Here is a 23,859-nt window from a genome sequence, read left to right as displayed (position 1 = left end):
GGGCGTCGATAAGTTCAGGCATCAAACTAATAGGAGGCGAGATGGCTCAGGCACCGACGCGTGAGGACAAGTTCAGCTTCGGGCTGTGGACCGTGGGCTGGCAGGCGAACGACATGTTCGGCCCGGCGAGCCGCCCTCCGCTCGACCCGGTCGAGGCCGTGCACCGCCTCTCGGACCTCGGCGCCTGGGGGATCACCTTCCACGACGACGACCTCGTTCCGTTCGGTTCGGCGGACGCGGACCGCGCGCGGCAGCTGAAGCGCTTCCAGGGCGCGCTCGCCGAGACCGGTCTCGTGGTCCCGATGGTGACCACGAACCTGTTCAGCCACCCCGTTTTCAAGGACGGCGGGCTGACCAGCAACGACCGCGACGTCCGCCGCTACGCGCTGCGGAAGGTGCTGCGGAACCTCGACCTCGCCGCCGAGCTCGGCGCGTCGACGTTCGTGCTCTGGGGCGGCCGCGAAGGCAGCGAGACGGACGCCGCGAAGGACGTCCGCGCGGCGATGGACCGCTACCGCGAGGGCATCGACTTCCTCGCCCAGTACGTCCTCGACCAGGGCTACGGCCTCCGGCTCGCGCTCGAACCGAAGCCGAACGAACCTCGCGGCGACATCCTGCTGCCGACCATCGGCCACGCGCTCGCCTTCATCTCCACGCTCGACAACCACGAGATCGTCGGCGTGAACCCCGAGGTCGGGCACGAGCAGATGGCCGGGCTCAACATCGTCCACGGCATCGGGCAGGCCCTGTGGCAGGGCAAGCTGTTCCACATCGACCTCAACGGCCAGCGCGGCCCCCGGTTCGACCAGGACCTCGTGTTCGGTCACGGCGACGTGCTGTCGTCGTTCTTCCTGGTCGACCTGCTGGAGCACGGCGGTTACGACGGGCCGCGCCACTTCGACTACAAACCGCTGCGCACGGAGAACATGGACGGTGTGTGGGCCAGCGCCGAGGCGAACATGGCCGGCTATCTGCTGTTCGCCGAGCGTTCCCGCGCGTTCCGGGCCGATCCCGAGGTGCGGGCCGCGCTGGACGCCGCCCTCGTCCCCGAGCTCGCGACGCCGACCCTGAACGAGGGCGAGACGGCGGCGGATCTGCTGGCGGACCGGTCGGCGTTCGAGGACTTCGACCCGGACACGGCGGCGGAACGCGGTTACGGCTTCATCCGTCTGTCCCAGCTGGCCCTCGAACACCTCACCGGAGCCCGCTAGAACCGGTCGACGTCGATGACGGCCTTGGCGAACGCCTCCGGCGCCTCCTGCGGCACGTTGTGGCCGATCCCGTCGAGGACGCGGTGCTCGTACTTGCCGGAGAACTTCGACCGGTACGCCTTGCCGTCGGTGTTCGGGCCGTCGAAGTCGCTGCCGATCGTGATGGTGGGCACCGAAACCGCCGGTCCCTGCGCCAGCTTCTGTTCGAGCGCGTCGAGTTTCGGGTCGCCCTCGGCGAGGCTCAGCCGCCACCGGTAGTTGTGGATCACGATGGCCACGTGGTCCGGGTTGTCGAAGCAGGCCGCCGAACGGTCGTAGGTCGCGTCGTCGAAGGTCCACTTCGGCGACGCGATCTTCCAGATCAGCTTGTTGAAGTCGTGCCGGTTCTTCGTGTAGCCGAGGATGCCGCGCTCGGTGGCGAAGTAGTACTGGTACCACCAGCCGAGCTCTGCGGTCGGGGAGAGCGGCTGCTTGTTCGTCTCCCGGTTGGTCACCAGGTAGCCGCTCACCGACACGAGCGCCTTGCACCGCTCCGGCCATAGCGCGGCGATGATCACGGCGGTGCGGGCACCCCAGTCGAAGCCGCCGAAGACGGCCTTCTCGATCTTGAGTGCGTCCAGCAGTGCGACGATGTCGGCGGCGATCGCGGACTGCTGGCCGTTGCGGAACGTGTCCTTCGACAGGAACCGCGTCGGTCCGTAGCCGCGCAGGAACGGCACGATCACCCGGTAGCCGGCCGCGACCAGGCGCGGGGTGACGTCGACGTAGCTGTGGATGTCGTAGGGCCAGCCGTGCAGGAGGACCACCACCGGTCCGTCGGCGGGGCCGGCTTCGGCATAACCGATGCTCAGTTCCCCGGCGTCGATCTGCTTGAGCGGGCCGAACGAGGTGTGCCCGCCGGTCGTGGCGGGCGCCGCCGCCGGGGCCGCCGCGGGTGGGGCCGAGCAGCCCACGACGGTGGCACCCGCGGTCGCGGCGACGACGGCCTGCGCGAACCTTCTCCTGCTGAGCATCCTGATTCCTCCCGCGAAACGCCTGGTACGGGACGAAATTAGGCGGGCGGCTCCGGACGCGGCGACCGTCGGACGACGTCACCGGTGTAAGTCGCCTTAGGCCACTTCAGGCTCGGCGGCCACGAAGGCGGCTTCCAACCGGTGGATCCGCGCCCAGAACTCGGCCTCCCGGCCGGATTCGAGAACGCCCAGGTAGCCGCCGGGGACGACGCGGCCCACGAACGGGCCGGACGTCCACACCCGCCAGCCTCCCGTGGCGTCGTCGCCCGAAGCGGACGCGGGGTCGTCGGCGCCGCGGATCGCCGCGATCGGGCACGAGAGCTGGGTCCGCGCAGGCCCGTGGTACGCGTTCAGGAGCTGCAGATCGCCGAGCAGCAGGTCCAGGGCGTACTCCCAGCTTTCGGGCGAGTCGCGGTAGCCCGCCACAGGGGTGAGCCCGGTACGGCCGAACACCCGCCCCATCGCCGAGGCGCCCGCTTTGGCGTTCTTGTCCGGTGAACGCCGTTGCGGCGCGCACGCGTCCACGACGATCAGAGCGTGAGGCGACACACCCAGCCGTTGAGTCGTTTCCAGCGCGACGAAGGCGCCCATGCCGAAGGCGATCGTCACGGAACGGGAGAACCATGCCGTCGGCACCGTGGCCGCCGACTGCGCGGCGAGTTCTTCGACAGTGGAAGCCGGTGGCTCCGCGAGCCTTCCGCCGTGCCCGGCGTATTCGATGCCTCGAACGTCCGCGTCCACCACGCCGGCGAGTGGCTCGAATGCCTGGAGCGTGCCGCCGGCGGGCGGAAACAGCAGGTAGCCGCGGCCACGACTGTCTGATGTGGACAGTGAAACGAGTGCGGCCGTCATGATCCGAAAGATACGCGCCATTAACCCGAATGGGGTAACGGTTCGGATTCGGCCAAGATCAATTCACCCGCGAGGGGGAGCTCTTCGGGAAAAGATGCCCGGCCGTGTCGTATCTGGCGCCGCCCGTTCGACGTCTTGATAAGAGCCGGAAGGAGAAAGCGATGAACACCACGACACTGGCCTCGACCACGCGGCTGAACCCGGTGAGCCGCACCTTGCCGGTTCTGCTGGCGATGGAGGACGACGCGGAAGACGTCGGCCGCCTGTCCCCGGACGACCGCCTGACCTGCCACGTGCACGGCCGCTGGATCCACCAGTGCGTGGCCTCGCCGCTGCACGTCAATCCCGTCACACGACATCGCTGGTGCCGTTCGTGCGCGACCGCGTTGACCGTCTCCATCGACGAACTGTCCGGTGACGTCACGATGTTCTGCCCTCGGTGCGGCCACGGCGAAAGCGCCGCCTCCGCCCGGCTGATCGCCGCGTGCCGGGCCAGCCTGGCCGCCGCGCGCCGCCGTTCCCGTGCGCTGGCCGCCTAGCCTGCCCACGCGAGGACGCGCTCGATGATCCGGTCGCGATCCTGCGGGCGTAGATAGAGGTAGTGCCCGGCGTCCGGGAGGATCTCGACGTCGGCATGGGGAAGCAGGCTTTCGAGTCGTGCGGCGGCGGCGACCGGATCGTGCACGACACTGCGCCCGCCGAACAGGGCGAGCGTGGGCACTTCGATGGACCGTAGCGCCGCCTCGCTCGGGCAGACCTGGAACGGAACCCGGGCGCGATAGCACCGGATCCCGGCGAGAACGAGCCGGGCGGCGGGCTGGTCGAGGACGTCCTCCCCGGCGGACCACGCCGTGAACCGCCGCCACAGGCGATCGCTGTCGAGCACGGCCGCGGGGAGGCCGTACCAGAACACGCGCCGGGAGAACGGTGCCGAGACGGTGGTGGCGTCGAGCAAGCCGATGGATGCGAGTCTGCCGGGCGCGTGGATGGCCTGGTTGACCGCGTGCCAGCCGCCGGTCGAACCGCCCACGAGATGGACGTCCGTCAATTCGAGGCTCTCGAAGACGGCGTCGAGGGCGCTCGCGCGGTCACGAAGGTCTTCGAATGGGACCTTGTGCACGCTGCGGCCCGCTTCGCCGAGAGTGTCGATCGCGTAGACCGTGTGCCGCTCGGCCAAGGCGGGGATCAGCGCCGCGAAACAGGCTGAGGTGGCCATGAGTCCCGGCAGGAGGGCGATCGGCGTGCCGCCGTCGCCGTAGCGGTAGACCCGTGTGGTGCCGTGACGCGTTTCGACGTCGAAGACCGCACCCGGCTCCGGGCACTCGGCCATGGCTCGGTCATAGGCGGCGAAGTAGCGCTTCTCGGCCGCCGGATTTCTGAACCCCCCGATTTTCCGCATGCGCCGAACGTTAGGCGGAGCCACGGGCCCGGTCTTGAACGAAAGTAAAGTGGAGGCATGGGCGGGTGGGGTCTCGTGGTGCCGCGGCGGGACATCACCCGTGCGCCCGGCGAACGGATGCTCAGGTGGCCGCATCCCGCGCTGGCCGCCCATGTGGCGAGCTACGTGGCGCACGATCTTCCCGACGCGGGCGCGTACTCCTGGCAGATCACGCCGTTGTCCGTGCTCACCTGGGTGATCGACCTCGACGCTCCGGTCCGCGGTGCCGGGATCCCCGATACGCCGGTGCTGGGGCTGCGGGACCGGCCGTTGCGCGTCGAACAGGCCGGGGCTTCGCGCGGGATCATCGTCACCCTAACCCCGCTCGGTTCGTACGCGTTGTTCGGGATTCCGTTGCGGGAACTGACGAATTCCGTGGTCGCGGCGTCCGAGTTGCTGACGGCCGGGCCGTTGATCGAACGCCTGGCCGAGGCGGCGGACTGGCCGGAGCGATTCCGGCTGCTGGACGACTATCTCGCGGCGAAGCTGGCTCGCGGCCCCGTGCTGGCGGCTCCGGTCCGGCACGCGTGGGACCGGCTTTCGGCGGGCCCGGTCCGTGTCGACGCCCTCGCCGACGAGATCGGCTGGAGCAGGCAACATCTCAACGCCCGGTTTCGCGAGCAGATCGGGCTGAATCCCCGCACGGCCGGGCGGATCGCGCGGCTCAATCGCGTACTGAGACTGCTGGACAGGGCGTCGTCCCTGTCGTGGGCCGAGGTCGCGCACCTGGGCGGCTACAGCGATCAGGCGCATCTCGTCCGTGAGTTCCGGGCGTTGACCGGATGCAGCCCGACCGAGGTCGGGAAACCGGCGGGGCTGTTCGTTCACCCGATCGGAGGTAGGTTGCGGACATGACCCAGGTTTCGCCGCCTGCCGAGGCTGCCACGAGGATCACCGGACGCTCGGTTTCCGAGCAGAGAAGCCTCTCCAGCGGAGTCACCGAAGTGGTGCTGGACAGCGGCGACACGGTGGTCGTCAAACGGGGCCATGCGCGGAACGCGACACCCGCGGAGGCAGCGGGCCTGCGATGGCTGGGGGAGCCCGGCGCCGTGCGGGTGCCCGAGGTTCGCGGTCACGACGACGAGTGGCTGGTCACGGACCTGGTCGGCGGAGGACGCCCGACGCATCACGCGGCGGAGCGGTTGGGGCGAGGGCTCGCGGCACTGCACGCGGCGGGCGCGCCCGCGTTCGGCGCGGCTCCGCCGGACGGGCCGGTCGACGCGTGGATCGGTCTGGCCCCGATGAAGAACACGCCGGGGGAGGACTGGCCGCGGTGGTACGCCGAGCACCGGGTCCTGCCCTATGTCCGCCGCGCCGTCGACGAGGGCACGTTGACCGCTGACGAGGCCGCCGTCATCGAGCGCGCCTGCGCGCGACTCCCGGAGGTGACCGAACCTCCGGCGCGTCTGCACGGCGATCTGTGGAACGGCAATGTGCTGTGGGGACCCGTCGAAGCCTCGCTCATCGATCCGGCGGCGCACGGCGGCCATCGCGAAACCGATCTCGCCATGCTGCAGTTGTTCGGCTGCCCGTTGCTGGACCGGGTGCTCGCCGCCTACCAGGAGGTCGCTCCGCTCGCCGACGGCTGGACCGACCGGATCGGCGCGCACCAGTTGTTCCCGCTCCTGGTCCACACCGTCCTTTTCGGACGGTCTTACGCCGGGCAGGCGGTCGCGGCGGCGAAGGCTGTCGGCCGGTAGGTCACCGGGCGAGGCGGTCGAGCCATTCGGCGAGCATGGCGTGCTCGGCCGCGGTCAGCGCGTCTCCAGGTTCCTTCTCCAGCGCGGCTTTGAGCGCGATCGCACGGCTGGGGATGTCCGACGCCTTGTCCGTGCTGTCGGTGGTGATGGTCGCGATGACGTGTTCGCGCGCGGCGACGATGAGGTCCGGGTCGCGTTGCCCGGGCGGGCTGGAGAGGAAGGAGAGGATCACGCCCATCCCGGTCGCGTGCACCAGTTGCGCGGCCTGTTCGACCGGGACGCGCAGCCTGCCGGCCTCGGCGATGCGTCCGACGATCCGGCGGAGGATCGCGTCCGCCTCGCGGCGGGCTTCGCGGACGCGGGGCTCGCCGTACATGAGCATGTAGAAGGCCGGCTGCTGCAGCCCGAATTCGACGTGCAGGTCCCAGCCTCGCCGCAGGTCGCCCACCGGGTCGTCGGTCTCGCCGAGGGCGTGTTTTCCCTCCAGGTAGCTCTTGAAGCCATACGCGGCGACGGCGTCGAGCAGGCCGTCCTTGTCGCCGAAGGTCCGGTAGAGCGTCGGTGCCTGCACTCCGGCGGCGGCGCTGACCGCACGCGTCGACAACGCCTCGCGCCCGCCCTCCCGCAGAAGCTCGGCCGCCGCGCGGATCAACCGGTCTTTCGTCGTCATGTATCGACGATAACACTCAGGCGGTAGCACCGGTTCGATATCGGTGATACGGTGATTTCGTTACCAACGGAAACGCCTGATGGGAGCATGTCATGGCACGCGTAGCGATCGTCACCGGTGGGTCGCGGGGCATCGGCAGGGAGTCCGCCGAGCGGCTCGCGTCGGACGGGTTCGCGGTCGTCGTCGTGTACGGCGGCAATAAGGACGAGGCGCAGGCCGCGGTCGACGCGATCACCGCCAATGGCGGCCAGGCGATCGCGGCCCAGGCCGACGTCGCCGACGAGCAAGCCGTGGAGGCCGTGTTCGACGCCGCGGAGAAGACTTTCGGCGGGGTCGACGTCGTGGTCCACGCGGCGGGCATCATGTATCTCGCGCCGGTCGCCGAACTGGATCTCGACCGGCTGGACCGGCTGCACCGCACCAACATCCGCGGCACCTTCGTGGTCGACCAGCAGGCCGCCCGCCGCGTGCGCGACGGCGGCGCGATCATCAACTTTTCCACGTCCGTGCTCGGCCTCGCCCTGCCGGGATATGCGGCCTATGCCGCCACGAAGGGTGCGGTCGAGGCTGTCACCCTGGTCCTCGCCCGCGAACTGCGCGGCCGCGACATCACCGTGAACGCGGTCGCCCCCGGCCCGACCGCGACGGCGCTGTTCCTCGACGGCAAGGACGAGGCGACCATCGCGAGCATGGCGGCGCAGCCCCCGCTCGAACGCCTCGGCACCCCGTCCGACATCGCCGAGGTCGTCTCGTTCCTCGCCGGTCCGGCGCGATGGGTCAACGGGCAGGTGCTTCGCGCGAACGGCGGCATCGTTTGAGGCCGCCCGCTTGGTAAGGCGAAGGGGCGGGTTGCGAAAGCCACTTTCGCAACGCTGAAGGTTGCGAAAGTGGCTTTCGCAACGTCGGCGGAGGTTGCGCCGCCGACGCCCGGGCTTCCTTACCTGTCCTTTGTGGACGGAAGGATCAGACGACGGTGCCTTCGGCGTCGTCGTCCGAATCGGTCTCTTCGATCTTCCACTTCAGCTGGAACTCGACCTCTTCCTCACCGTCGCCGCGCTCGTGCTCGATCGAGAACTGCGCGCGGGCGGGGACGCGGAACCGTTCCCCGGCGATCTGGATGCGGAACGAGGTCTCGGACTCGAGCGCGTCGGCGAGCCGGCGCAGTTTCGCGACGACGTCGGCGGTGGAGTAGACGCGTTCGACGTCTCGGGGAGCGGTTCCGGTCACGGTTTCCTCCAGAGGTCCGACACCCTGGCCGGGTGTCCTGGCGTCATTCAATCGGGTGATCGACTCGCATGAGAGGCCGGGGTCACAGTGACCTGGCGACGCGGAAGCCGACGTCGTCGACCCGGAAGGTCGGGTGACTGCGCCGCCGCACCGAGGCCCGGCAGCTCCAGTGCTCGTCGAACCAGCCACCGCCCTTCAGGACGCGGTACTCGCCGTACACCTCGGCGTCGTACACGTCCCAGCACCACTCCCAGACGTTGCCGAGCATGTCGTGCAGGCCCCACGCGTTGGGCGCCTTCCCGCCGACGTCGTGCAGGGATCCCGCCGAGTTCTCGCGGTACCAAGCGATCTCGTCGAGCGGCCCGTAGCGGGGACCGGTCGTGCCGGCGCGGCAGGCGTGTTCCCATTCCGCTTCGGTGGGCAGGCGGTAGCCGTTCGCGGACCGGTCCCACGTCGAGGATTCCGGCTCATAGACGGGAGTCAGCCCCTCGCGCTCGGACAGCGTGTTACAGAACCGGAGGGCGTCCTGCCAAGAGACGTCGACGAGAGGAAGCCTCCCGGTCTCCTGGGTGACCGGAACGGAGGCGAGAAGGAAGGACGCGACGTCGACGGTCCAGCTCCGCTGCGTCCGCCGGTCCGTCAGCCTCGCCGGGCCCGCCGGGACGGTGATCATTTCCATGGTCCGGCCGATGTTACCCAGCCCCGCCACAGGGCGAGCGGAAGCGCGACGACGGCGATCGCCGCGCTGATCCAGACGGCGTCCCGGTAGTCACCGGTCGACTCCGTGACGAAACCGGCGAGCACCGGTCCCACGAACGCGCCGACGTTGAACGCGACCGTCGCGAACGAACCACCCAGGGCCGGGGCTCCGGGAGCCACGTGCATGACCCGCGCGATGAGCGCGGAACCGCAGCCGAACGACAGTCCACCTTGGACGGTCGCCAGTACGAACAACGGGACCGGCTGCGTGCCGGTCATGGCCAGCGCCGCCCAGCCGACCGGCAGGGCGCACAACCCGAGGACCAGACCGCGCCGGAGTTCGCCGTTCCCCTTGCGGCCCGCCACCGTGACACCGAGGAACGCGCCGACGCCGAACGCCGCCAGCAGGCCGGAAACCGCTTCGGCGGGAAGATTGGCGACGTCCGTCGCGATGACGGCGAGAAAGGCGAACGTCGTGAAGGTCGCGCCGTTGACCAACGCGCCGAGGAGCATCGCCTGCCGCACGGAAGGGGATTTCAGCTCGCGCATCTCGCGCCTGATCGAGACTTCGGACGGGCTCGCCGCGTCGGCCGGTGCCGAACGGAACACCAGCACCAGCGCGGGAAGGCAGAGCGCGGCGACCGCCCAGAACGCGGAACGCCAGCCCGCGAGATCACCGAGAACGGCCCCCGCGGGCACTCCGGCGACACACGACAGCGTGATACCCGACAACAGGATCGCGGTCGCCCGCGCTTGTTTCCCTTGTGGTGCCAGCGCGACCGCGACCGGCATCGCCACGGCGAGGAAGCCGGCGTTGACCACCGCCGCGACGATCCGGGTGCCGAACAGCACCGGGAAGCTCGTCGTGACGGCGCCGATGACGTGGACGACGACGAAGGCGGTCAGAAAACCGGCCAGCGCTCGCCGTCGGGGCCAGCGCGCGCTGAGTACGGCCATCGCGGGGGCGCCGAAGATCATTCCGACGGCATAGGCCGACGTCAGCGCGGCGGCCGCGCCCACCGGGACGGACAACTCACCGGCGATCCCCGGGACGAGGCCGGAAGCCATGAATTCGGAGGTGCCTTGCGCGAAAACGGCAAGGCCGAGGACATAGACGAACAGGGGCAACGGACGACTCCCAAGAAAAGTGAACAGGAGGAGCCGTGCGCTGGACAGGAGGAACCCGGCCGGACGCACGGAACAGCGCTCCGGTCACCGGGAAGCGAGCAGGCCGATGCCTAACGGCCGGACACGACGACTCGCCGCCGGATGACCGGCGGCGGGATTCTGTTCGCTTCGGGGCTCGTCACAGGAGCGCACACTACACAGACACCGCGCGAACGGTCCAACGGGTATTGCCGGCACCGGGAAAACGACGCTCGTTCCGCGTACCGGAACGCTTTCGTTGCCCACTCGAATGAACCCGAGTAATGCACTCTGACCTGCGGTTTTCGTGATTGTTTCGGTACTGGGAACCGAACTCGGATTCGGTTAACCTCGACTTCATGATTCCCACGGTTGTCTGGGGTACGGGCAACATCGGCCGTGCCTCCATCCGGGCCGTCGACGCGCATCCGGCGCTGGAACTCACCGGGGTACTCGTGCACGATCCCGCGAAGGTCGGCCGTGACGCGGCCGCGCTCGCGGGGATCGACGGCGAACTGGGTGTGGCGGCGACCGACGACGTCGAAACGGTCCTGGCGGCGGGTCCACGGGCGGTGGTGTACGCGGCGTCCGGCGACATCCGGCCCGCCGAAGCGCTGGCCGACATCGTCCGCGCGGTCCGGGCCGGGGCGGTGGTGGTGACGCCCGCGCTCTACGCGCTGTACGACCAGCGAAACGCGCCGGACGAACTGCGTGAGCCGGTGCTCGCCGCGATCGCGGAGGGCGGCGGCTCGCTGTTCGTCTCCGGCGTGGATCCCGGCTGGGGCAACGACATCCTGCCGTTGCTGATCAGCGGGCTCGGTACCACCGTGGACGCGGTCCGCTGCCAGGAGATCTTCGACTACTCCACCTACGACCAGCCGGATTCCGTCCGCTATCTGGTCGGGATGGGGCAGCCGATGGACTATCAGCCGCCGATGCTGGCCCCGTCGGTACCCACGATGGTGTGGGGCGGGCAGGTGCGGCTCATCGCCCGCGGCCTCGGCGTCGAACTGGACGAGATCCGCGAGACGCTCGACCGCCGCCCGCTCGAGGAAACCGTGACCACGCGGGCGATGGGCGAGTTCGAGGCGGGCACGCAGGGCGCTGTCCGGTTCGAGGTGCAGGGGATCGTGGACGGCGAACCACGCATCGTCGTCGAGCACGTCACCCGGATCCACGCCTCGTGCGCGCCGGACTGGCCGATGCCGCCCAGCGGCGACGGGGCGCACAAGGTGATCATCGAAGGCCGTCCCAGGATCGAGGTTTCGGTCGAGGCCACCGACGAGGGCGAGAACCGGTCCGCCGGCGGCAACGCGACCGCGGTCGGCAGGCTGGTCGGCGCCATCGACTGGCTCGTGGACGCCAAACCGGGCCTCTACGACGCACTCGACGTCCCGTTGCGACCGGCCACCGGCAAGCTAGGAAGGAGCGCGCGATGAACATCGACATTCCCGAGGGCAAGGACCCGATCGGCTACGTATGGGGCGAGATGGTGCCCGGGATCGGTGTCGCGGCATCGAATCTCTCGCTCGCCGTGTACTCGCACACCACGCTGGGGCTCCGCGAGTTCGAGGCGGCCCGGCTGCGGATCGCGCAGATCAACGGCTGCGTCTTCTGCCTGGACTGGCGGACCGAACGCGACGGGGTGAAGGTCGAGGAGGAGTTCGCCGACGCGGTGACCGAGTGGCGCACCACCGACGCGTTCGACGACCGGACCCGCCTGGCCGCCGAGTACGCCGAACGCTACGCGCTCGACCACCACGGCATCGACGACGAATTCTGGAAACGGATGGCCGAGCACTACAGCCAGAAGGAGATCGTCGAACTGAGCATGAGCATCGGTTCGTGGCTCGCCTTCGGACGGCTGAACCACGTTTTGGGCATCGACACCGTCTGCGTTCTTCCGAAGCTGTGAGAATAGGCCGGGGTGGCGGCCCCGGCCTATTTCGGATCGTCGTCACAGATCGGTGGCGACGATCTTTTCGATGTTCCTTTCCGCGAGCGCGGTAATGGTGACGAACGGATTCACCGAGGTATTACCCGGGATCAACGCGCCGTCGATCACGTAAAGGCCCGGATAGCCGTGGAGCCTGCCGTAATTGTCGGTCGCCTTGCCGAGCACCGCGCCGCCGAGCGGGTGGTAGGTGAGATGGTCACCCCAGATCTTGTACGTGCCGAAGAGGTCGGTCCGGTAGATCGTGCCCTCTTTCGCGTTGATCTTGTCGAAGATCGTCTTCGCCATCTCGATCGACGGCTGTTTCCAGGCGGTCTGCCAGTTCAGGTCGACCTTGTTCGCGCTCGGGTTCCAGGAGAACGTCGCGCGGTTGGGGTTCTTGGTGATCGACAGGTAGAACGAGGCGTAGGTCTCGATGCCGGTCGGCAGCGGCGCGACCTCGGCGAATGCACCACCCGCCGCCCAATTGTCGATCCCCGCGGTGGGGATGGACGACTGCAGCGCACCGGTGGCGTCCCACATGTGGTTCGCGCGGCCGCACATGACGTTTCCGTTGTCGCCCCAGCCTTTTCCGACCTCGTTGCTGAGGTTGGGCAGGGCGCCGGTCGCCTTGAGCTTGACCAGCAGCTTGCTCGTGCCGACGCTGCCGGCCGCGAAGAACACCTTGTCCGCGGTGACCGCCTTCGTCGCCGTCACGGTGCCGCTCGTATCGAGTTGCTCCATCGCCACGGTGTAGCCGCCACCGGACGCGGGCGTGACCGACGTGACGCGATGCAGCGCCGAGATCGTCACCCGCCCTGTCGCCTTGATCCGCGGGAGATAGGTCTGCTGCAACGACTTCTTGCCCGCGTTGTTGCCGTAGAGGATCTCCCCTGCCAGCGCGGACCTGGGCACGGTGCCCGCCTGTTCCTTCTTCATGTAGTCCCAGTCGTACACGTCCGGGACGAACAGGAACGGGAAACCGGACCGCTGGGCGTGTTTCCGGCCGACTCGCGCGTACTGGTAGCACTCGGCGGTCTCGAACCAGTCCGGGTCGATGGTGGCGACGCCGAGACCGGCGTTGGCGCGCGGGTAGTAGACGCCGTACATCTCGTCCGCGTTGACCGTGGGCAGGACGGACCCGAAGTTCTCGCGCTTCGGCGTGACGGCCATCCCGCCGTTCACCAGTGAGCCGCCGCCGACACCGCGGCCCTGGTAGACGGTGATGCCACCGAACTCTTCGGCGTCGAGGATCCCGGTGTGGCGCGGGACGTCCTTGTCGAGCGGGAAGCCGAGGAAGTTGCTCAGCGGCTGCTTGGTCCTCGTCCGCAGCCAGAAGGAGCGATAGTCGGGCTTGGTGGTGTTGGCGAAGATCTTGCCGTCCGTGCCAGGGGTGTCCCACGCCATGCCGAGTTCGACGAGGTGGACGTCGACACCCGCTTCGGCGAGCCGGAGCGCGGCGACACAGCCGCCGTATCCGGAACCGACGACGAGCGCGGGGATACGGGCGGCGTCGGCGATCGAACTTTTCGCGGAAGCGGTCCCGCCGAGGGCAGCGGCCCCCAAGATAGAACCAGTTCCAGCAATAAAGAGGCGGCGGGATAACTGTCCGGAAGCGCTTCTCCGCATGGTTTCGTCGCTCACGTGATCTTCCTCACCGTTGAGGGATTTAGAACAAGTTATACCTGCGTCTATACCGAGTGGCAATAAAGACGATCGATAGGCCACTATGTACTGCTGTGGAGTCCACTCGAGTTGATCGCTGGCTGTGGGCCGTCCGGCTGACCAAGACGCGTCCGGACGCCGCAGCGGCATGCCGTGGCGGCCATGTCCGCGTGAGCGGCAAACCGGCCAAACCCGCGACCACCGTCGTGGCGGGTGACGAGGTCCGTGCGCGGGTGCACGACACGACGCGGATCCTGGAAGTGACGCGGGTGATCCAGAAGCGGGTCGGTGCCGCCGACGCGGCCACCTGTTTCATCGACCGGACGCCGGCGCCGCCGCCCGAGGCCGCCGTGCCGGTCGCTCGGCGGGAGCGGGGCGCGGGGCGTCCGACGAAACGGGAACGCCGCGTGCTCGATCGGTTCCGTTCAGGAGAGCGCTGACCCGTTGGCGCACAAGGTGTCGCCGAGTGCAGAGCGCGCGTAGAAGACCTCTCGTCCGCTGCGATGCCGGGTGATCAGCCCATTGTCGTGCAGGACCTTCAGGTGCTGGCTGACCGCGCCGGGCGCCATCGACAGCCGTCGGCCCAGGGCGGTCGTCGTCACGCTCTCTGAGAGGGCCACGAGGACGCGGGCGCGGGTCCGTCCGATCAGGGCGTCGAGGGCGCCGGTGGTCGGGACGATGTCGTGTGCCCACACGGTGGCGACCCCGGGCGCGGGGTAGACGAGGATCGGCTGGTACGGCTCGGCCATCACCGCGGTGTCGGGCCAGTGGAAGACGCTGGGGATCAGGATGAGGCCGTCTCCGCCGAGCGGCCCGCGGCGATTCCACGCGCGGGTGCGCACCTTCAGCCGCCCGTCGTCCCAGGAGATGTTCGGGTGCAGATCGTTGAACAGTGCCCCGGCCCCGTCGCGGGCCAGTTGGCGCGAGCGCCGGACGATCTCCGCTTCGAACAGGCCCCGGATCTGCGGCCAGAATCTCGCCAGTGCCGTGTCCCAGTAGAGCCGGAGCTCGTCGGCCGCCCGCACGACCCCGGCGGCGGGGTCGGCGAGGAACCGCTGCACGACGTCGCTCGCGGCGGCGGGCACCCGGGAGGCTTCCGCGACGGCTTCGTCGAGGTCGGCGCGGGCGATCCAGTCGAGCTCGGCATCGATCTCGGGGACCGGGCTGGCCGGTGGCGGTGTCAGGAAGTCCGCGAAGTAGGCACCGGGCGGGACCAGCGCGAAGAGCAGGCGCAGGTCGAGTTCGCGCAGCAGCGGCCGGACGGCGCGGATCCAGGGCAGGTGTACCGCGTGCCGCCCGGGATCCTGCAGGAGCCGCAGGCTCGCGATCGCCTCGGAAGCGGGGGAGAACGCGAAGCGCAGCCGGGCGAGGTCGCTGGAGGTGAAGTCGAACTCCGCCCACGAGGATTCAGCCACAACTAAAACTTTTATCGGCTCCGGTACCCCCGGTCAACGATGGTCCGCATGATCACCCTCACCCCTCCGGCCGCCGGGCCGCTCTCGCTTCCGCGTCCGTTCTGGATGTTGTGGCTGGGCGTCCTCGTCAACCGCGCCGGTGCGATGGTGCAGCCGTTCCTGTCCGTCTACCTGACCCGCGTGCAGGGCTTCGGCATCGGCGAGACCGGCGCGGTGATGGCCGTGTTCGGGGTCGGCTCGGTGCTCTCGCACGTGGTGGCGGGCCGGCTCGCCGATCGCTTCGGCCGCCGGGTGACCTTGACCGGCGGCATGCTCGCGACCTCGGCGTCGATGGTCCTGATGGGCGCGGCGACCGGGTTCCCGCTCGTGGCGGTGACGGCGTTCCTGCTCGGGCTCACCATCGAGGCCTACCGCCCCGCGTCGCAGGCCATGGTGGCCGACCTGGTCCCGCCGTCGGTCCGGCCGCGGGCGTACGGCCTGCTCTTCTGGGGCGTGAACCTCGGTTACGCCGTCGCGATGGTGGCGGGCGGCTGGTTCGCCGATCGCGGCGCGACGGCGATGTTCGGCGTCAACGCCGCCGTCGCCATCGCGTTCGCGGTGCTCGTGTGGCGGGCGGTGCCGGAATCGAGGCCGGCCGAGGCGGCGGAAAGCGGCGCGTGGCGCCTCGTGCTCCGGGACCCGTTGATGCTCGCCTTCAGCATCGTGACGACGGCCTACGGGGCCATGTACGCCCAGGCGTTCACGACCCTGCCGCTCGCCATGGCCGGGCAGGGCATCACCGGTGTCCACTTCGGACTGGTCATGGCACTCAACGGCGTCCTGATCGTCGCCGTGCAGCCGCTGGCCGGGAACCGGCTCTCGCGGCTCGATCCCAACCGGGTGCTGGCGGCCGGGGCGGCGGTCGTGGCCGTGGGGTTCGCGCTGACCGCTTTCGTGCACGACGCGAAAGGGCTCGCGTTCACGGTGGTGATCTGGACGGCGGGGGAGATCGCGGTCGCGGGGTCGATCCCGACCATCGTGTCCCTCCTGTCGCCGCCCGCTTTGCAAGGCACGTACGCGGGGCTTTCGGGGATGAGCTGGTCGGTGGGCGCTGTCCTCGCGCCGGTACTCGGCTCCTTCCTGCTGCCGTTCGGGCCTGGCGCGCTTTGGGGTGGCGTCGGTCTGGTCGGTCTGGCCGCGGCCCTCGGTGCCGCGGCACTGGGCGGCCCGGTGCGGCGCCGGGCCCGCTTCCTCTGATTCGGTTCGACAACGAGAAAGGCAATGAGCATGACCTACGAAGTCGGTTATGTGGTCGGAAGCTTGTCGCGCGGTTCGATCAACCGGCGGCTGGCCGGAGCGCTCTCCGGACTGGCGCCACAGGACTTGCGGTTCACCGAGATCCCGATCCGCGACCTGCCGCTGTACGACCACGACCTCGACCCGGATTTCCCGTCGGCGGCCCGGGAGCTGAAGCGGGCGATCGAGGGATCGGACGCGCTCCTGTTCGTCACGCCGGAGTACAACCGCTCGATCCCGGGGGCGCTCAAGAACGCGATCGACTGGGCGACCCGGCCGTGGGGGTCGAACTCCCTCGACGGGAAGCCCGCCGCGGTGATCGGCGCGTCGCCGGGACTGATCTCCACGGCGGTCGCCCAGCACCACCTGAAGAGCATCCTGTCCTTCACCAACTCCCCGGTGCTGGGCCAGCCCGAGGCCTACATCAGGTACACCGACGGGCTGATCACGGACAACGGCAAGGTGACGGACGAGGGAACCGAAGCGTTCCTCCGCCGCTATCTCGAGGCCTTCCACACCCACATCTCGACGTTCAGCCGTTCACATACATGGACATGATTCACATCCGTTGACGGACGCCAGGGACGTGAACTATAAAGGCGGGGTCCGGGTGTACACGCCGCAACACCTTCCGTCAGTCCGTCACGGAGGTTTCGGGTGTCCCGAAAAAGTCCTCTTCGCCGTGCCGTCCTACCGGCGGTCGCCGCCGTGGTCGCCACCGCCGCACTCCTGCAGGTACCGCCCACAACGGCGGACGCGGCGCCGGGGCCAGGCGCGCTGACCGGCCTCGACCTCGGCGCGGCCAATCGCCGCGCGCCGGTCGCCGGCCTCTACGACTGGTCCAAAGCCGGGTATCGCGGTGGTGCCGCGCTACCCGGCTCGGGCGAAGTGAATCCGAACGCCACCTGCCAGGTCACCGCGGCCGAACTGGCGAGCCAGTACAACGTCAAGCCCGACGACGGCGCCGACGACACGAACGGGATCCAGGCGGCGATCGACGGGATCAAGAGCGCGTGCTCGCCGTCGGGGAGCTACACGAAGCTGAGCACGATCACCTTCCCGGCCGGCCGGTTCGACGTCACGCACGAGATCCACGTCGACGCCGACTACCTGATCCTGCGCGGCGCGGGCAAGGATGCCACGAAGTTCGTCTACAAGCCGGACTCGAACACCCTTTACGACACCCTCACCCCGGACGGTTCCGACTGGGACGAGGACGGGATGACCTCGGGCGCGGGCAAGGGCGGCTGGTTGTGGCCGGGCCGCGGGCTGTTCCGCGTCCAGTCAAGGGGAGTGCACACGTCCTACGCGAGCGACTACGCCGCCGCGCCCGCGAACCGCAAGGACATCTTCGAGGGCACGATCAACGTCCACTGGAAGGCCGGGGTGAAGCTGCGGGGCAAGCCGGGCGACACCGCGTTCGCCGCGCGGACGGGGGAGAAGGTCGTCCACCTGGCGAGCAGCGGTGCCCTGACCGCCCTCGCCGCCGGGAACCTGGTCAACATCCGGGCGGCCAACTCGCAGAAGTTCTACGAGCAGCAGCAGGCGACGCCGACGACGTTCCCGTTGCTGAACATGCACATGCGCCAGCAGATCTTCACGATCGCGGCGCTCGACACCACGGCACGCACGATCACCCTCGACAAACCGCTCGAGTACGACGTCCCGGTGAACTCCACTTCGGACGGTTCGGCCCCGATCGACGGCGCCACCTACGACTCGAAGGCGGCACCGCTGGTAGACCCGGTGCTCGGCGTCGGATTCGAGAACCTCGGCTTCACCCAGGACATGCCGGGCCTGAACCCCGCGGAGGCGAACAACAACTACGGGAACATGGCACCCGCCGCGGAGATGCACGGGATCGTGTTCAAGTGGGCGGCGAACTCCTGGGTCCGCGGTATCCGCGCGGACATGACCGGTTCGCACCCGATCGTCACCGAAGAGGCGAAGAACCTCCAGATCGTCGACAACGAACTCAACGGTTCGTGGAACAAGGGCAAGGGCGGCAACGGCTACTTCCGCGGCTCCCGGGTCTGGGATTCGCTCTACGCGGGCAACACCTCGACCCTGCTTCGGCACTTCACCTTCCAGTGGTCCGCCGCGGGCAACGTGGTGATCGGCAACTCGTTCGACTCCGACCTGAACCTCCACGGCGGCTGGGAACGCAACAACCTCTTCGAGCTCAACACGGTCAAGGTCCCGTACGCGCACCGTTCCGGGAACTGCCGCGCCAACTGCGGCGAGGAGGGCGGCGGCGGTCCCGACGACTCGAACTGGTTCCCGATCTGGTGGGGCGCGGGCAAGAAGGCCGTCAAGTGGTCGGGTGCCTCCGGCTACCGCAACGTGTTCTTCAACAACGCCATGACCAAACAGCTCGCGGACAACGGGCCGTATAACGACTTCTACGCCGACCGGCACCGCGTCTACTCCTTCGGGTGGGACGGCACCGCCTACAAGCACCTCGACATCGGCGGCACCCCGATCGCCGACTGGGCGAAGAACGAGCAGCGTGACTACACCGGCGGGCACGGGGTGGACGCCTCCAAGACCGACGCCTCGTCGTCGCTGTTCCTGAAGTCCGTCGACGGGACTCCGCCGTCGTCCCCGACCAGCCAAAGCCCGACCACGACCACACCGACGTCCACCACGACGACGCAGAATCCCAGTGCCTGCCTGAACGCGACCTTCATCCGCAAGTCGGTGTGGGACAGCGGCTACGGCGCCGGCTTCACGATCAGCAACACGTGTTCGGCCTCCGTGGGCTCGTGGGCCGTCGAGTTCGACCTGCCCGCCGGGACGACGATCACCGGTTCCTGGAGTTCGGTGCTGACCAGGACCGGACAGCACTACCGATTCGGGAACGCCACCCACAACGGGAGCGTCAAACCCGGCGGCACGGCGACGTTCGGCTTCAACGCCGCCGGCCAGGGACTGCCGTTCGCCTGCTCGATCGCCGGAACGAAGTGCGGAGGCACGGAATGACCAGGAAACGACTGCTCGCCGCGATCGCGGCCACGGCGCCGGCGGCGGGACTGTTCGGTGCCGTCGTCACGGCAGAGGCCGCCGCGCCGAGCCTGACCGCGACGTTCGCGCAAGGCTCGGTCTGGGACAGCGGATACGGCGGGAAGTACACGCTGACCAACGCGGGGGACGCGAACAGTACACAGTGGACGATGGAGTTCGATCTCCCCGAGGGCACCGCGATCACCACGTCGTGGAGCTCGGTGCTCACCAGGACCGGGCAGCACTACAAGGTCACCAACGCCGCCTTCAACGGCACGATCAAACCCGGCGGCACGGCGTCCTTCGGCTTCAACACCACGGGCCTCGGCCTGCCGAGCGGGTGCACGATCAACGGCAGCCCGTGCGGGGGAGGGGCGCCGACCACGACCACCACTCCGCCGTCGCCGACCAGCACGAGCACTTCGCCGCCGACGACCACCACCAGCGTGCCGTCCGGGGACGTCGTCGACGTGGGCACCGCGGCGGAACTGCAGGCCGCGCTGGCCGCGGCGAGCCCCGGCCGGACCATCCGGCTGGCCGCGGGAACGTACCGGGGCTCGTTCGTCGCGACGAAACCGGGCACGGCGGCGGCGCCGATCACGGTGACCGGACCGTCGACGGCGGTCCTGATCAACGACGGCCCGTCCGGTGAGGCTCTTCCTGTCCGGCTCCGACGGCGGGCTGGGATTCCGGGTACGGGTTCTGGCTCTATGGCGCGCCGTACTGGCACCTCAAGGGCTTCACCGTGCAGGAAGCCAAGAAGGGCATCGTCGCCGACAACTCGCACCACACGGTGATCGAAGGCGTGCGGGTGCACCGGATCGACGAGGAGGCCGTGCACTTCCGCCGTTCCTCGGCCGACAGCGTCATCCGTGATTCGACGATCAGCCACACCGGGCTCGTACAGGCGGGTTACGGCGAGGGCGTCTACCTCGGCTCGGCGAACTCGAACTGGGCCTGCCACGGGAACTCCGGCGGGGTCGACCGAAGCGACCAGATCCAGGTGCTCAACAACCACATCGGACCGTACGTGGCCGCGGAGGGCATCGACGTCAAGGAGGGCACCGAGGGCGGCGTGATCCGCGGCAACACCTTCGACGGTCAAGGGGTTTCCGGGCAGAACTCGGCCGATTCCTGGGTCGACGTCAAGGGATTCGGATACGTCATCGAGGGGAACACCGGCACCTTCGCCTCGCCGGGGACCTTCGCGAACGGTTACGAGACGCACAATCCCGGTACCACGCCGTCGTTCCCGAATGGCTGCGGGAACGTGTGGCGGGACAACAAGTCCGATCTCGGCGGCGTCGGCCAGTACGCCATCAAGATCACGTCGACGTCGAAGTGCTCGGAACGGCCGAACGTCGTCTACGCGTCCAACACCGTGTCCAGGGCGGTGAACGGGCTGACCAACGTCCCCGTCACGCCTTGACGGACGCCGGTGACGGGAGCGGCGCGGCTCCCGTCACCGGCGGGTCAGTCGCGGACCGCGGTGATCGCGACGGTGGCGTAGCGCGTGGTGAACCGGCCGCCCATCCTGTCGATCGCCGCCCCGACTTCAGCGAGGATCTCTTGTCGCACTGTGGATTCGACCCAGGTCAGCGAGCCGAACGTCGGGAGCTGGTCCAGCCATTCGTCCCGGGTGTAGACCCGGTCCCAGTCGTAACGGCTTCGTTCCGGCTCGCCGAACCCGCCCGCTTCGCGCAGACCGTCGGCGACCTTCACGACGAGTGGCCCGTACGGGTCAGAGGGCTGTTTCGGCACGCTCTTGAGGTCGATCGGGGCGTCCGGCACGAGCCGCCGGTAAGCCTCCGCCAAGGCGTCCGCGACCTCTTCCGGCGGTTCGGGTACGTGCCAGAACGCGGCGAAGAGTCCACCGGGCCGTAGGACTTCGGCGGCCTTGGCGGCGCCCGCCACCGGGTCGACCCAATGCCAGGCCTGCCCGGAGACGAGCAGGTCGAACCGGCGTCCGGCGGGTTCCCAATCCTCGAACTTCGCGACTTCGACGTTGATCCCGCTCCGCCGGGCGAACTCGGCCATCCTCGCGTCCGGCTCGACGCCCAGCACGCGACAGCCCGCGGCTTGGAACTGGCGTGCTTCGATGCCGGTGCCGACGCCGACATCGAGGGTCTCGCGGCCGGGAGCGGCGGCGATGAGGTGGCCGACGAGTTCCGGGGGATAGGCGGGGCGGGCCCGGTCGTAGCGTTCGACGTCCACGCCGAAGGATTCCGCGGCCTGTCGATAGCGATGAGGTTCCTGCCGCGAAGGTAGAGTGGGCATGCGCCCACCTTAAGTGGGCACTTGCCCACTCGTCAACGCAAGGGAGCCGGATGCCGACAGGAGTGGCTTTGCGCGCCGTCCGCGCGCAGTTGTTCGACGCCGCCGAGCGGGTCCTGCTGAGGGACGGCCCGAGCGGGCTCACCAGCCGGGCGGTGACCACGGAGGCGGACTGCGCGAAAGGCGTGCTGCACCGGCATTTCGACGACTTCGACGGTTTCCTCGCCGAGTTCGTGCTGGACCGGATCGAGAAGCTCGACGAGAAGGGCCTGCGGGACGCCGTCGGCACCGGGACGGTCGTGGACAACCTCACCACGGCGCTCGCGGCGGTCTTCGAGTCGGTCGCGGTCGCGATCGTCCCGCTCGTGATCTTCCGCGACGAGCTTCGTGCGCGGCTACGTCGCGAATGGCCCGCCGGGGTTCCGGTGCTGACCCAGGCCGCCGTCATGATCGGCGGCTATCTCAAGGCGGAACGGGAGCAGGGCCGGATCGCCGAGAACGCCGACGTCGAGACTTTGGCCGCCACGCTCATCGGCGCCGCGCATCTGCTGTACGCGGACCGCACCGCGCCCGCGCCGGAAGCGGCACAGGTGCGGAAGGTGGTGGAGACGGTGATCGGGACGTGACTCGCGTGATCAGAGACGTATCTCGCGTGATTGAAGCCGGAACTCACGAGTTCCGCCTCTGATCACGCGAGTTCCGCCTTCAATCACGCGAGTGCGGAGTCTGATCACGCGCCGCGACACTTTCTCCATACCGAAAGAAAAGGCGGCGAGTCCTCAGTGGACTCGCCGCCTCCTTCAGTGGATCAGGACTGCGCGGCGGTGACGGTGTGCCGCAGCAGAAGCGACGTCGTCACGGGGCCGACGCCACCGGGGACCGGCGTGATCGAACCGGCGATCTCCTCGACCGCGGCCTGGTCGACGTCGCCGACGAGCCCGCCTTCGGGAGTCGGGTTCGTGCCGACGTCGATCACCACGGCCCCGGGCTTGACGTGGTCCGCGCCGATGAAGTGCGCGCGGCCGACGGCCACGACCAGGACGTCCGCGGCCTTGGTGACCGCCGCGAGATCCTTGGTGCGGGAGTGGCAGATGGTCACCGTCGCGTGCTCGCCGAGCAACAGCAGCGCGGCGGGCTTGCCGACGATCGTCGAACGGCCCACGACGGCGACCTGGGCGCCGGACAGGGCGACCTGCTCGCGCTTCAGGATCTCCAGCACCGCGGCGGCGGTGGCGGGCGCGTAGGTCGGGAGGCCGGCGGTGAGGCGGCCGAGGCTGACCGGGTTCGCGCCGTCGACGTCCTTGCGCGGGTCGATGTGCGCGCCGACGTCGTCGAGCGTCACGCCTTCGGGCAGCGGGGTCTGGCAGATGATGCCGTGCACCGACGGGTCGGCGGACAGCTTGTCGAGCTCGCGGGTGACGTCCGCGCCGGTCGGCTTCTCGAGCTGGACCACCCGGCAGTCGACGCCGACCTTCTTCGCGGCGCGCTCGATCGAGCGTACGTACCAGGCGGTGGCGTCGTCGTCGGTCGGCACGAGCACGGCCAGCGTCGGGGCGGTGCCCGATTCGCGGAGCTTGGCGGCGGTCTCGGTGACCTCGGCGGTGATGGCGGCGGCGATCGCGCGCCCGTTGATCAGGGTCATCGGGCGAGCCTTTCGCGAACCTGGGCGATCAGGGCGTCGGCGCGCCCGGCCGCGGGGGTGAACTCGGTGAGACGGGCCTCGGTCTCCTTGCGGAGCTGCTCGTCCGCCATGGACGCGAGGTTGACCTCGACATTGACCACGCCCGATTCGAGCGCGGACTTCGCGGACGAGGCCGCGACCGCGATGTCGGAGATGACATTGGTGTTGGCGCCTTCGAGGATCGAGGCGGCGACGTCGATGACCTCGGCGGCGAGGGCGGCCGTGCGCAGCGGCACCTCGGCGGCGCCGACCAGCGCGGCCTGGATCGCGGCCGTGCGGGCCTGCTTCTCCTCGTCGGTGGCCTTGGGGAGCTTGTACGCGGCGACCACGGCGTCGAACGCGGCGGCGTCGTCGGCGGCGAGGCCGAGAGCGCGCGCACGGAGGTCTTCGGCCTTGGCCAGCGCCTCGGTCATGGTGGCCTCGTGCTCGGCGTACTTCGGCTTGCCGATGGTCAGGTTGCACACCATGGAGACCAGGGCGGCACCGACCGCGGCGTTCATCGCGGCACCCGCGCCACCACCGGGCGTCGAGGCCTTCGATGCCAGCTCTTCGAGCCACTGACCGACCGGTTGAGCCTCCACGCGATGTTCCCTTCCCGCTGATTTCACCGTCGCGCCGAAGCCTACCCGGGGGATCCCGGACAGCCCGAAGGCCACC

General features: G+C 69.1%; 26 protein-coding genes. 14 read left to right on the top strand and 12 right to left on the bottom strand.

All coding sequences use genetic code 11. From position 1 onward, the window contains the following. The first annotated feature begins 41 nt into the window (after positions 1–41). Positions 42–1,211 (top strand): xylose isomerase, encoded by a 1,170-nt coding sequence (gene xylA / locus DMC61_RS36565; RefSeq protein WP_125695101.1) that lies wholly within the window; start codon positions 42–44, stop codon positions 1,209–1,211. Here the strand turns inward: xylA and DMC61_RS36560 are convergent. Further along, positions 1,208–2,224, bottom strand: coding sequence for an alpha/beta fold hydrolase (locus DMC61_RS36560; RefSeq protein WP_125695100.1), 1,017 nt, complete (start codon positions 2,222–2,224; stop codon positions 1,208–1,210). The two genes, xylA and DMC61_RS36560, sit on opposite strands and share 4 nt — an antisense overlap. Positions 2,225–2,320: 96 nt before the next feature. Next, positions 2,321–3,076 carry a thioesterase II family protein gene (locus DMC61_RS36555; RefSeq protein ID WP_125695099.1) on the bottom strand — a complete coding sequence of 252 codons (756 nt, stop codon included), beginning with the start codon at positions 3,074–3,076 and terminating at the stop codon, positions 2,321–2,323. Positions 3,077–3,237: 161 nt separating this feature from the next. On the opposite strand from DMC61_RS36555, the gene DMC61_RS36550 reads away from it, so the two are divergent. Next, complete coding sequence (locus tag DMC61_RS36550) at positions 3,238–3,615, top strand: hypothetical protein (protein WP_063272543.1); 378 nt, start codon at positions 3,238–3,240, stop codon at positions 3,613–3,615. Here the strand turns inward: DMC61_RS36550 and DMC61_RS36545 are convergent. Beyond that, a complete protein-coding gene (locus tag DMC61_RS36545; RefSeq protein WP_125695098.1) occupies positions 3,612–4,475 on the bottom strand; it encodes an alpha/beta fold hydrolase in 864 nt (287 codons plus the stop codon). The genes DMC61_RS36550 and DMC61_RS36545 overlap by 4 nt on opposite strands. Positions 4,476–4,532: 57 nt before the next feature. Here DMC61_RS36545 and DMC61_RS36540 point away from each other — a divergent pair, with 57 nt between their 5' ends. Both DMC61_RS36540 and DMC61_RS36535 read left to right on the top strand, forming a co-directional pair. Beyond that, positions 4,533–5,369 (top strand): helix-turn-helix domain-containing protein, encoded by an 837-nt coding sequence (locus DMC61_RS36540; protein WP_125695097.1) that lies wholly within the window; start codon positions 4,533–4,535, stop codon positions 5,367–5,369. Beyond that, positions 5,366–6,214, top strand: a complete 849-nt coding sequence (locus DMC61_RS36535; RefSeq protein WP_125695096.1) for a fructosamine kinase family protein — start codon at positions 5,366–5,368, stop codon at positions 6,212–6,214. Before DMC61_RS36540 ends, DMC61_RS36535 begins: the two co-directional genes overlap by 4 nt. Before the next feature lies 1 nt (position 6,215). Here the strand turns inward: DMC61_RS36535 and DMC61_RS36530 are convergent, their stop codons facing one another. Continuing rightward, positions 6,216–6,884, bottom strand: coding sequence for a TetR/AcrR family transcriptional regulator (locus DMC61_RS36530; RefSeq protein WP_125695095.1), 669 nt, complete (start codon positions 6,882–6,884; stop codon positions 6,216–6,218). A 92-nt stretch (positions 6,885–6,976) separates the two neighbouring features. Between DMC61_RS36530 and DMC61_RS36525 the strand changes: the two genes are divergently transcribed. Beyond that, on the top strand, positions 6,977–7,702 hold the full coding sequence (locus tag DMC61_RS36525) for an SDR family oxidoreductase (RefSeq protein WP_125695094.1): 726 nt from the start codon (positions 6,977–6,979) through the stop codon (positions 7,700–7,702). A 145-nt stretch (positions 7,703–7,847) separates the two neighbouring features. On the opposite strand, the gene DMC61_RS36520 is transcribed toward DMC61_RS36525, so the two are convergent. From DMC61_RS36520 to DMC61_RS36510, 3 genes are all read right to left on the bottom strand, one after another. Next, complete coding sequence (locus DMC61_RS36520; RefSeq protein WP_016334492.1) at positions 7,848–8,111, bottom strand: amphi-Trp domain-containing protein; 264 nt, start codon at positions 8,109–8,111, stop codon at positions 7,848–7,850. Between the two features lie 82 nt (positions 8,112–8,193). Next, the gene (locus tag DMC61_RS36515) at positions 8,194–8,790 is read right to left on the bottom strand and encodes an SUMF1/EgtB/PvdO family nonheme iron enzyme (RefSeq protein ID WP_125695093.1); all 597 of its coding nucleotides are present in this window, start codon (positions 8,788–8,790) and stop codon (positions 8,194–8,196) included. Then, positions 8,781–9,938 (bottom strand): Cmx/CmrA family chloramphenicol efflux MFS transporter, encoded by a 1,158-nt coding sequence (locus DMC61_RS36510; RefSeq protein ID WP_125695092.1) that lies wholly within the window; start codon positions 9,936–9,938, stop codon positions 8,781–8,783. Before DMC61_RS36510 ends, DMC61_RS36515 begins: the two co-directional genes overlap by 10 nt. Positions 9,939–10,315: 377 nt before the next feature. Between DMC61_RS36510 and DMC61_RS36505 the strand changes: the two genes are divergently transcribed. Together DMC61_RS36505 and DMC61_RS36500 are read left to right on the top strand one after the other, a co-directional pair. Then, the gene (locus DMC61_RS36505) at positions 10,316–11,395 is read left to right on the top strand and encodes a dihydrodipicolinate reductase (protein ID WP_072027041.1); all 1,080 of its coding nucleotides are present in this window, start codon (positions 10,316–10,318) and stop codon (positions 11,393–11,395) included. Next, complete coding sequence (locus DMC61_RS36500; RefSeq protein WP_125695091.1) at positions 11,392–11,871, top strand: carboxymuconolactone decarboxylase family protein; 480 nt, start codon at positions 11,392–11,394, stop codon at positions 11,869–11,871. Before DMC61_RS36505 ends, DMC61_RS36500 begins: the two co-directional genes overlap by 4 nt. Positions 11,872–11,913: 42 nt before the next feature. Here DMC61_RS36500 and DMC61_RS36495 read toward each other — a convergent pair whose 3' ends face one another. After that, positions 11,914–13,455 carry a GMC oxidoreductase gene (locus DMC61_RS36495; RefSeq protein WP_125695090.1) on the bottom strand — a complete coding sequence of 514 codons (1,542 nt, stop codon included), beginning with the start codon at positions 13,453–13,455 and terminating at the stop codon, positions 11,914–11,916. 173 nt (positions 13,456–13,628) lie between these two features. Here DMC61_RS36495 and DMC61_RS36490 point away from each other — a divergent pair, with 173 nt between their 5' ends. Next, entirely contained in the window at positions 13,629–13,994 is a 366-nt protein-coding gene (locus DMC61_RS36490; protein WP_125695089.1) for an RNA-binding S4 domain-containing protein, read from the top strand. Here the strand turns inward: DMC61_RS36490 and DMC61_RS36485 are convergent. Next, positions 13,980–14,969: a DUF5937 family protein gene (locus DMC61_RS36485; RefSeq protein WP_125695088.1), complete on the bottom strand. Its 990-nt coding sequence runs from the start codon at positions 14,967–14,969 to the stop codon at positions 13,980–13,982. The genes DMC61_RS36490 and DMC61_RS36485 overlap by 15 nt on opposite strands. A 48-nt stretch (positions 14,970–15,017) precedes the next feature. Between DMC61_RS36485 and DMC61_RS36480 the strand changes: the two genes are divergently transcribed. The 5 genes from DMC61_RS36480 (at position 15,018) to DMC61_RS41865 (ending at position 20,676) form a co-directional block, all read left to right on the top strand. Continuing rightward, the gene (locus DMC61_RS36480) at positions 15,018–16,205 is read left to right on the top strand and encodes an MFS transporter (protein WP_125695087.1); all 1,188 of its coding nucleotides are present in this window, start codon (positions 15,018–15,020) and stop codon (positions 16,203–16,205) included. Between the two features lie 30 nt (positions 16,206–16,235). After that, positions 16,236–16,802: an NADPH-dependent FMN reductase gene (locus DMC61_RS36475; protein ID WP_233595068.1), complete on the top strand. Its 567-nt coding sequence runs from the start codon at positions 16,236–16,238 to the stop codon at positions 16,800–16,802. Positions 16,803–16,901: 99 nt separating this feature from the next. Further along, on the top strand, positions 16,902–19,226 hold the full coding sequence (locus DMC61_RS36470; RefSeq protein ID WP_233595067.1) for a cellulose binding domain-containing protein: 2,325 nt from the start codon (positions 16,902–16,904) through the stop codon (positions 19,224–19,226). Further along, positions 19,223–20,044, top strand: coding sequence for a cellulose binding domain-containing protein (locus DMC61_RS41870; RefSeq protein ID WP_233595066.1), 822 nt, complete (start codon positions 19,223–19,225; stop codon positions 20,042–20,044). Before DMC61_RS36470 ends, DMC61_RS41870 begins: the two co-directional genes overlap by 4 nt. Further along, the gene (locus DMC61_RS41865) at positions 19,993–20,676 is read left to right on the top strand and encodes a right-handed parallel beta-helix repeat-containing protein (RefSeq protein WP_233595065.1); all 684 of its coding nucleotides are present in this window, start codon (positions 19,993–19,995) and stop codon (positions 20,674–20,676) included. Before DMC61_RS41870 ends, DMC61_RS41865 begins: the two co-directional genes overlap by 52 nt. A 44-nt stretch (positions 20,677–20,720) precedes the next feature. Here the strand turns inward: DMC61_RS41865 and DMC61_RS36460 are convergent, their stop codons facing one another. Then, a complete protein-coding gene (locus DMC61_RS36460) occupies positions 20,721–21,461 on the bottom strand; it encodes a class I SAM-dependent methyltransferase (RefSeq protein WP_125695218.1) in 741 nt (246 codons plus the stop codon). A gap of 113 nt (positions 21,462–21,574) precedes the next feature. On the opposite strand from DMC61_RS36460, the gene DMC61_RS36455 reads away from it, so the two are divergent. Further along, positions 21,575–22,147 (top strand): TetR/AcrR family transcriptional regulator, encoded by a 573-nt coding sequence (locus tag DMC61_RS36455; RefSeq protein WP_125695085.1) that lies wholly within the window; start codon positions 21,575–21,577, stop codon positions 22,145–22,147. Between the two features lie 182 nt (positions 22,148–22,329). Here the strand turns inward: DMC61_RS36455 and DMC61_RS36450 are convergent, their stop codons facing one another. Together DMC61_RS36450 and DMC61_RS36445 are read right to left on the bottom strand one after the other, a co-directional pair. After that, complete coding sequence (locus tag DMC61_RS36450) at positions 22,330–23,163, bottom strand: bifunctional 5,10-methylenetetrahydrofolate dehydrogenase/5,10-methenyltetrahydrofolate cyclohydrolase (protein WP_125695084.1); 834 nt, start codon at positions 23,161–23,163, stop codon at positions 22,330–22,332. Further along, positions 23,160–23,783 carry a cyclodeaminase/cyclohydrolase family protein gene (locus tag DMC61_RS36445; RefSeq protein ID WP_125695083.1) on the bottom strand — a complete coding sequence of 208 codons (624 nt, stop codon included), beginning with the start codon at positions 23,781–23,783 and terminating at the stop codon, positions 23,160–23,162. Before DMC61_RS36445 ends, DMC61_RS36450 begins: the two co-directional genes overlap by 4 nt. Between the last annotated feature and the right edge of the window lie 76 nt (positions 23,784–23,859).

The organism is Amycolatopsis sp. WAC 04169 (assembly GCF_003947535.1).
Classification (GTDB): domain Bacteria; phylum Actinomycetota; class Actinomycetes; order Mycobacteriales; family Pseudonocardiaceae; genus Amycolatopsis; species Amycolatopsis keratiniphila.
Note: the sequence above shows the minus strand (reverse complement) of the source record. Positions and strands in the feature narration are given on the sequence as shown.

Coding starts and splice junctions, on each gene's coding strand:
- DMC61_RS36505 (WP_072027041.1), top strand. CDS start 10,316: ATGATTCCCACGGTTGTCTGGGGTACGGGCAACATCGGCCGTGCCTCC.
- DMC61_RS36535 (WP_125695096.1), top strand. CDS start 5,366: ATGACCCAGGTTTCGCCGCCTGCCGAGGCTGCCACGAGGATCACCGGA.
- DMC61_RS36475 (WP_233595068.1), top strand. CDS start 16,236: ATGACCTACGAAGTCGGTTATGTGGTCGGAAGCTTGTCGCGCGGTTCG.
- DMC61_RS36550 (WP_063272543.1), top strand. CDS start 3,238: ATGAACACCACGACACTGGCCTCGACCACGCGGCTGAACCCGGTGAGC.
- DMC61_RS36545 (WP_125695098.1), bottom strand. CDS start 4,475: ATGCGGAAAATCGGGGGGTTCAGAAATCCGGCGGCCGAGAAGCGCTAC.
- DMC61_RS36500 (WP_125695091.1), top strand. CDS start 11,392: ATGAACATCGACATTCCCGAGGGCAAGGACCCGATCGGCTACGTATGG.
- DMC61_RS36480 (WP_125695087.1), top strand. CDS start 15,018: ATGATCACCCTCACCCCTCCGGCCGCCGGGCCGCTCTCGCTTCCGCGT.
- DMC61_RS36450 (WP_125695084.1), bottom strand. CDS start 23,163: ATGACCCTGATCAACGGGCGCGCGATCGCCGCCGCCATCACCGCCGAG.
- DMC61_RS36525 (WP_125695094.1), top strand. CDS start 6,977: ATGGCACGCGTAGCGATCGTCACCGGTGGGTCGCGGGGCATCGGCAGG.
- DMC61_RS36515 (WP_125695093.1), bottom strand. CDS start 8,790: ATGGAAATGATCACCGTCCCGGCGGGCCCGGCGAGGCTGACGGACCGG.
- DMC61_RS36540 (WP_125695097.1), top strand. CDS start 4,533: ATGGGCGGGTGGGGTCTCGTGGTGCCGCGGCGGGACATCACCCGTGCG.
- DMC61_RS41870 (WP_233595066.1), top strand. CDS start 19,223: ATGACCAGGAAACGACTGCTCGCCGCGATCGCGGCCACGGCGCCGGCG.
- DMC61_RS36530 (WP_125695095.1), bottom strand. CDS start 6,884: ATGACGACGAAAGACCGGTTGATCCGCGCGGCGGCCGAGCTTCTGCGG.
- DMC61_RS36560 (WP_125695100.1), bottom strand. CDS start 2,224: ATGCTCAGCAGGAGAAGGTTCGCGCAGGCCGTCGTCGCCGCGACCGCG.
- DMC61_RS36555 (WP_125695099.1), bottom strand. CDS start 3,076: ATGACGGCCGCACTCGTTTCACTGTCCACATCAGACAGTCGTGGCCGC.
- xylA (WP_125695101.1), top strand. CDS start 42: ATGGCTCAGGCACCGACGCGTGAGGACAAGTTCAGCTTCGGGCTGTGG.
- DMC61_RS36455 (WP_125695085.1), top strand. CDS start 21,575: ATGCCGACAGGAGTGGCTTTGCGCGCCGTCCGCGCGCAGTTGTTCGAC.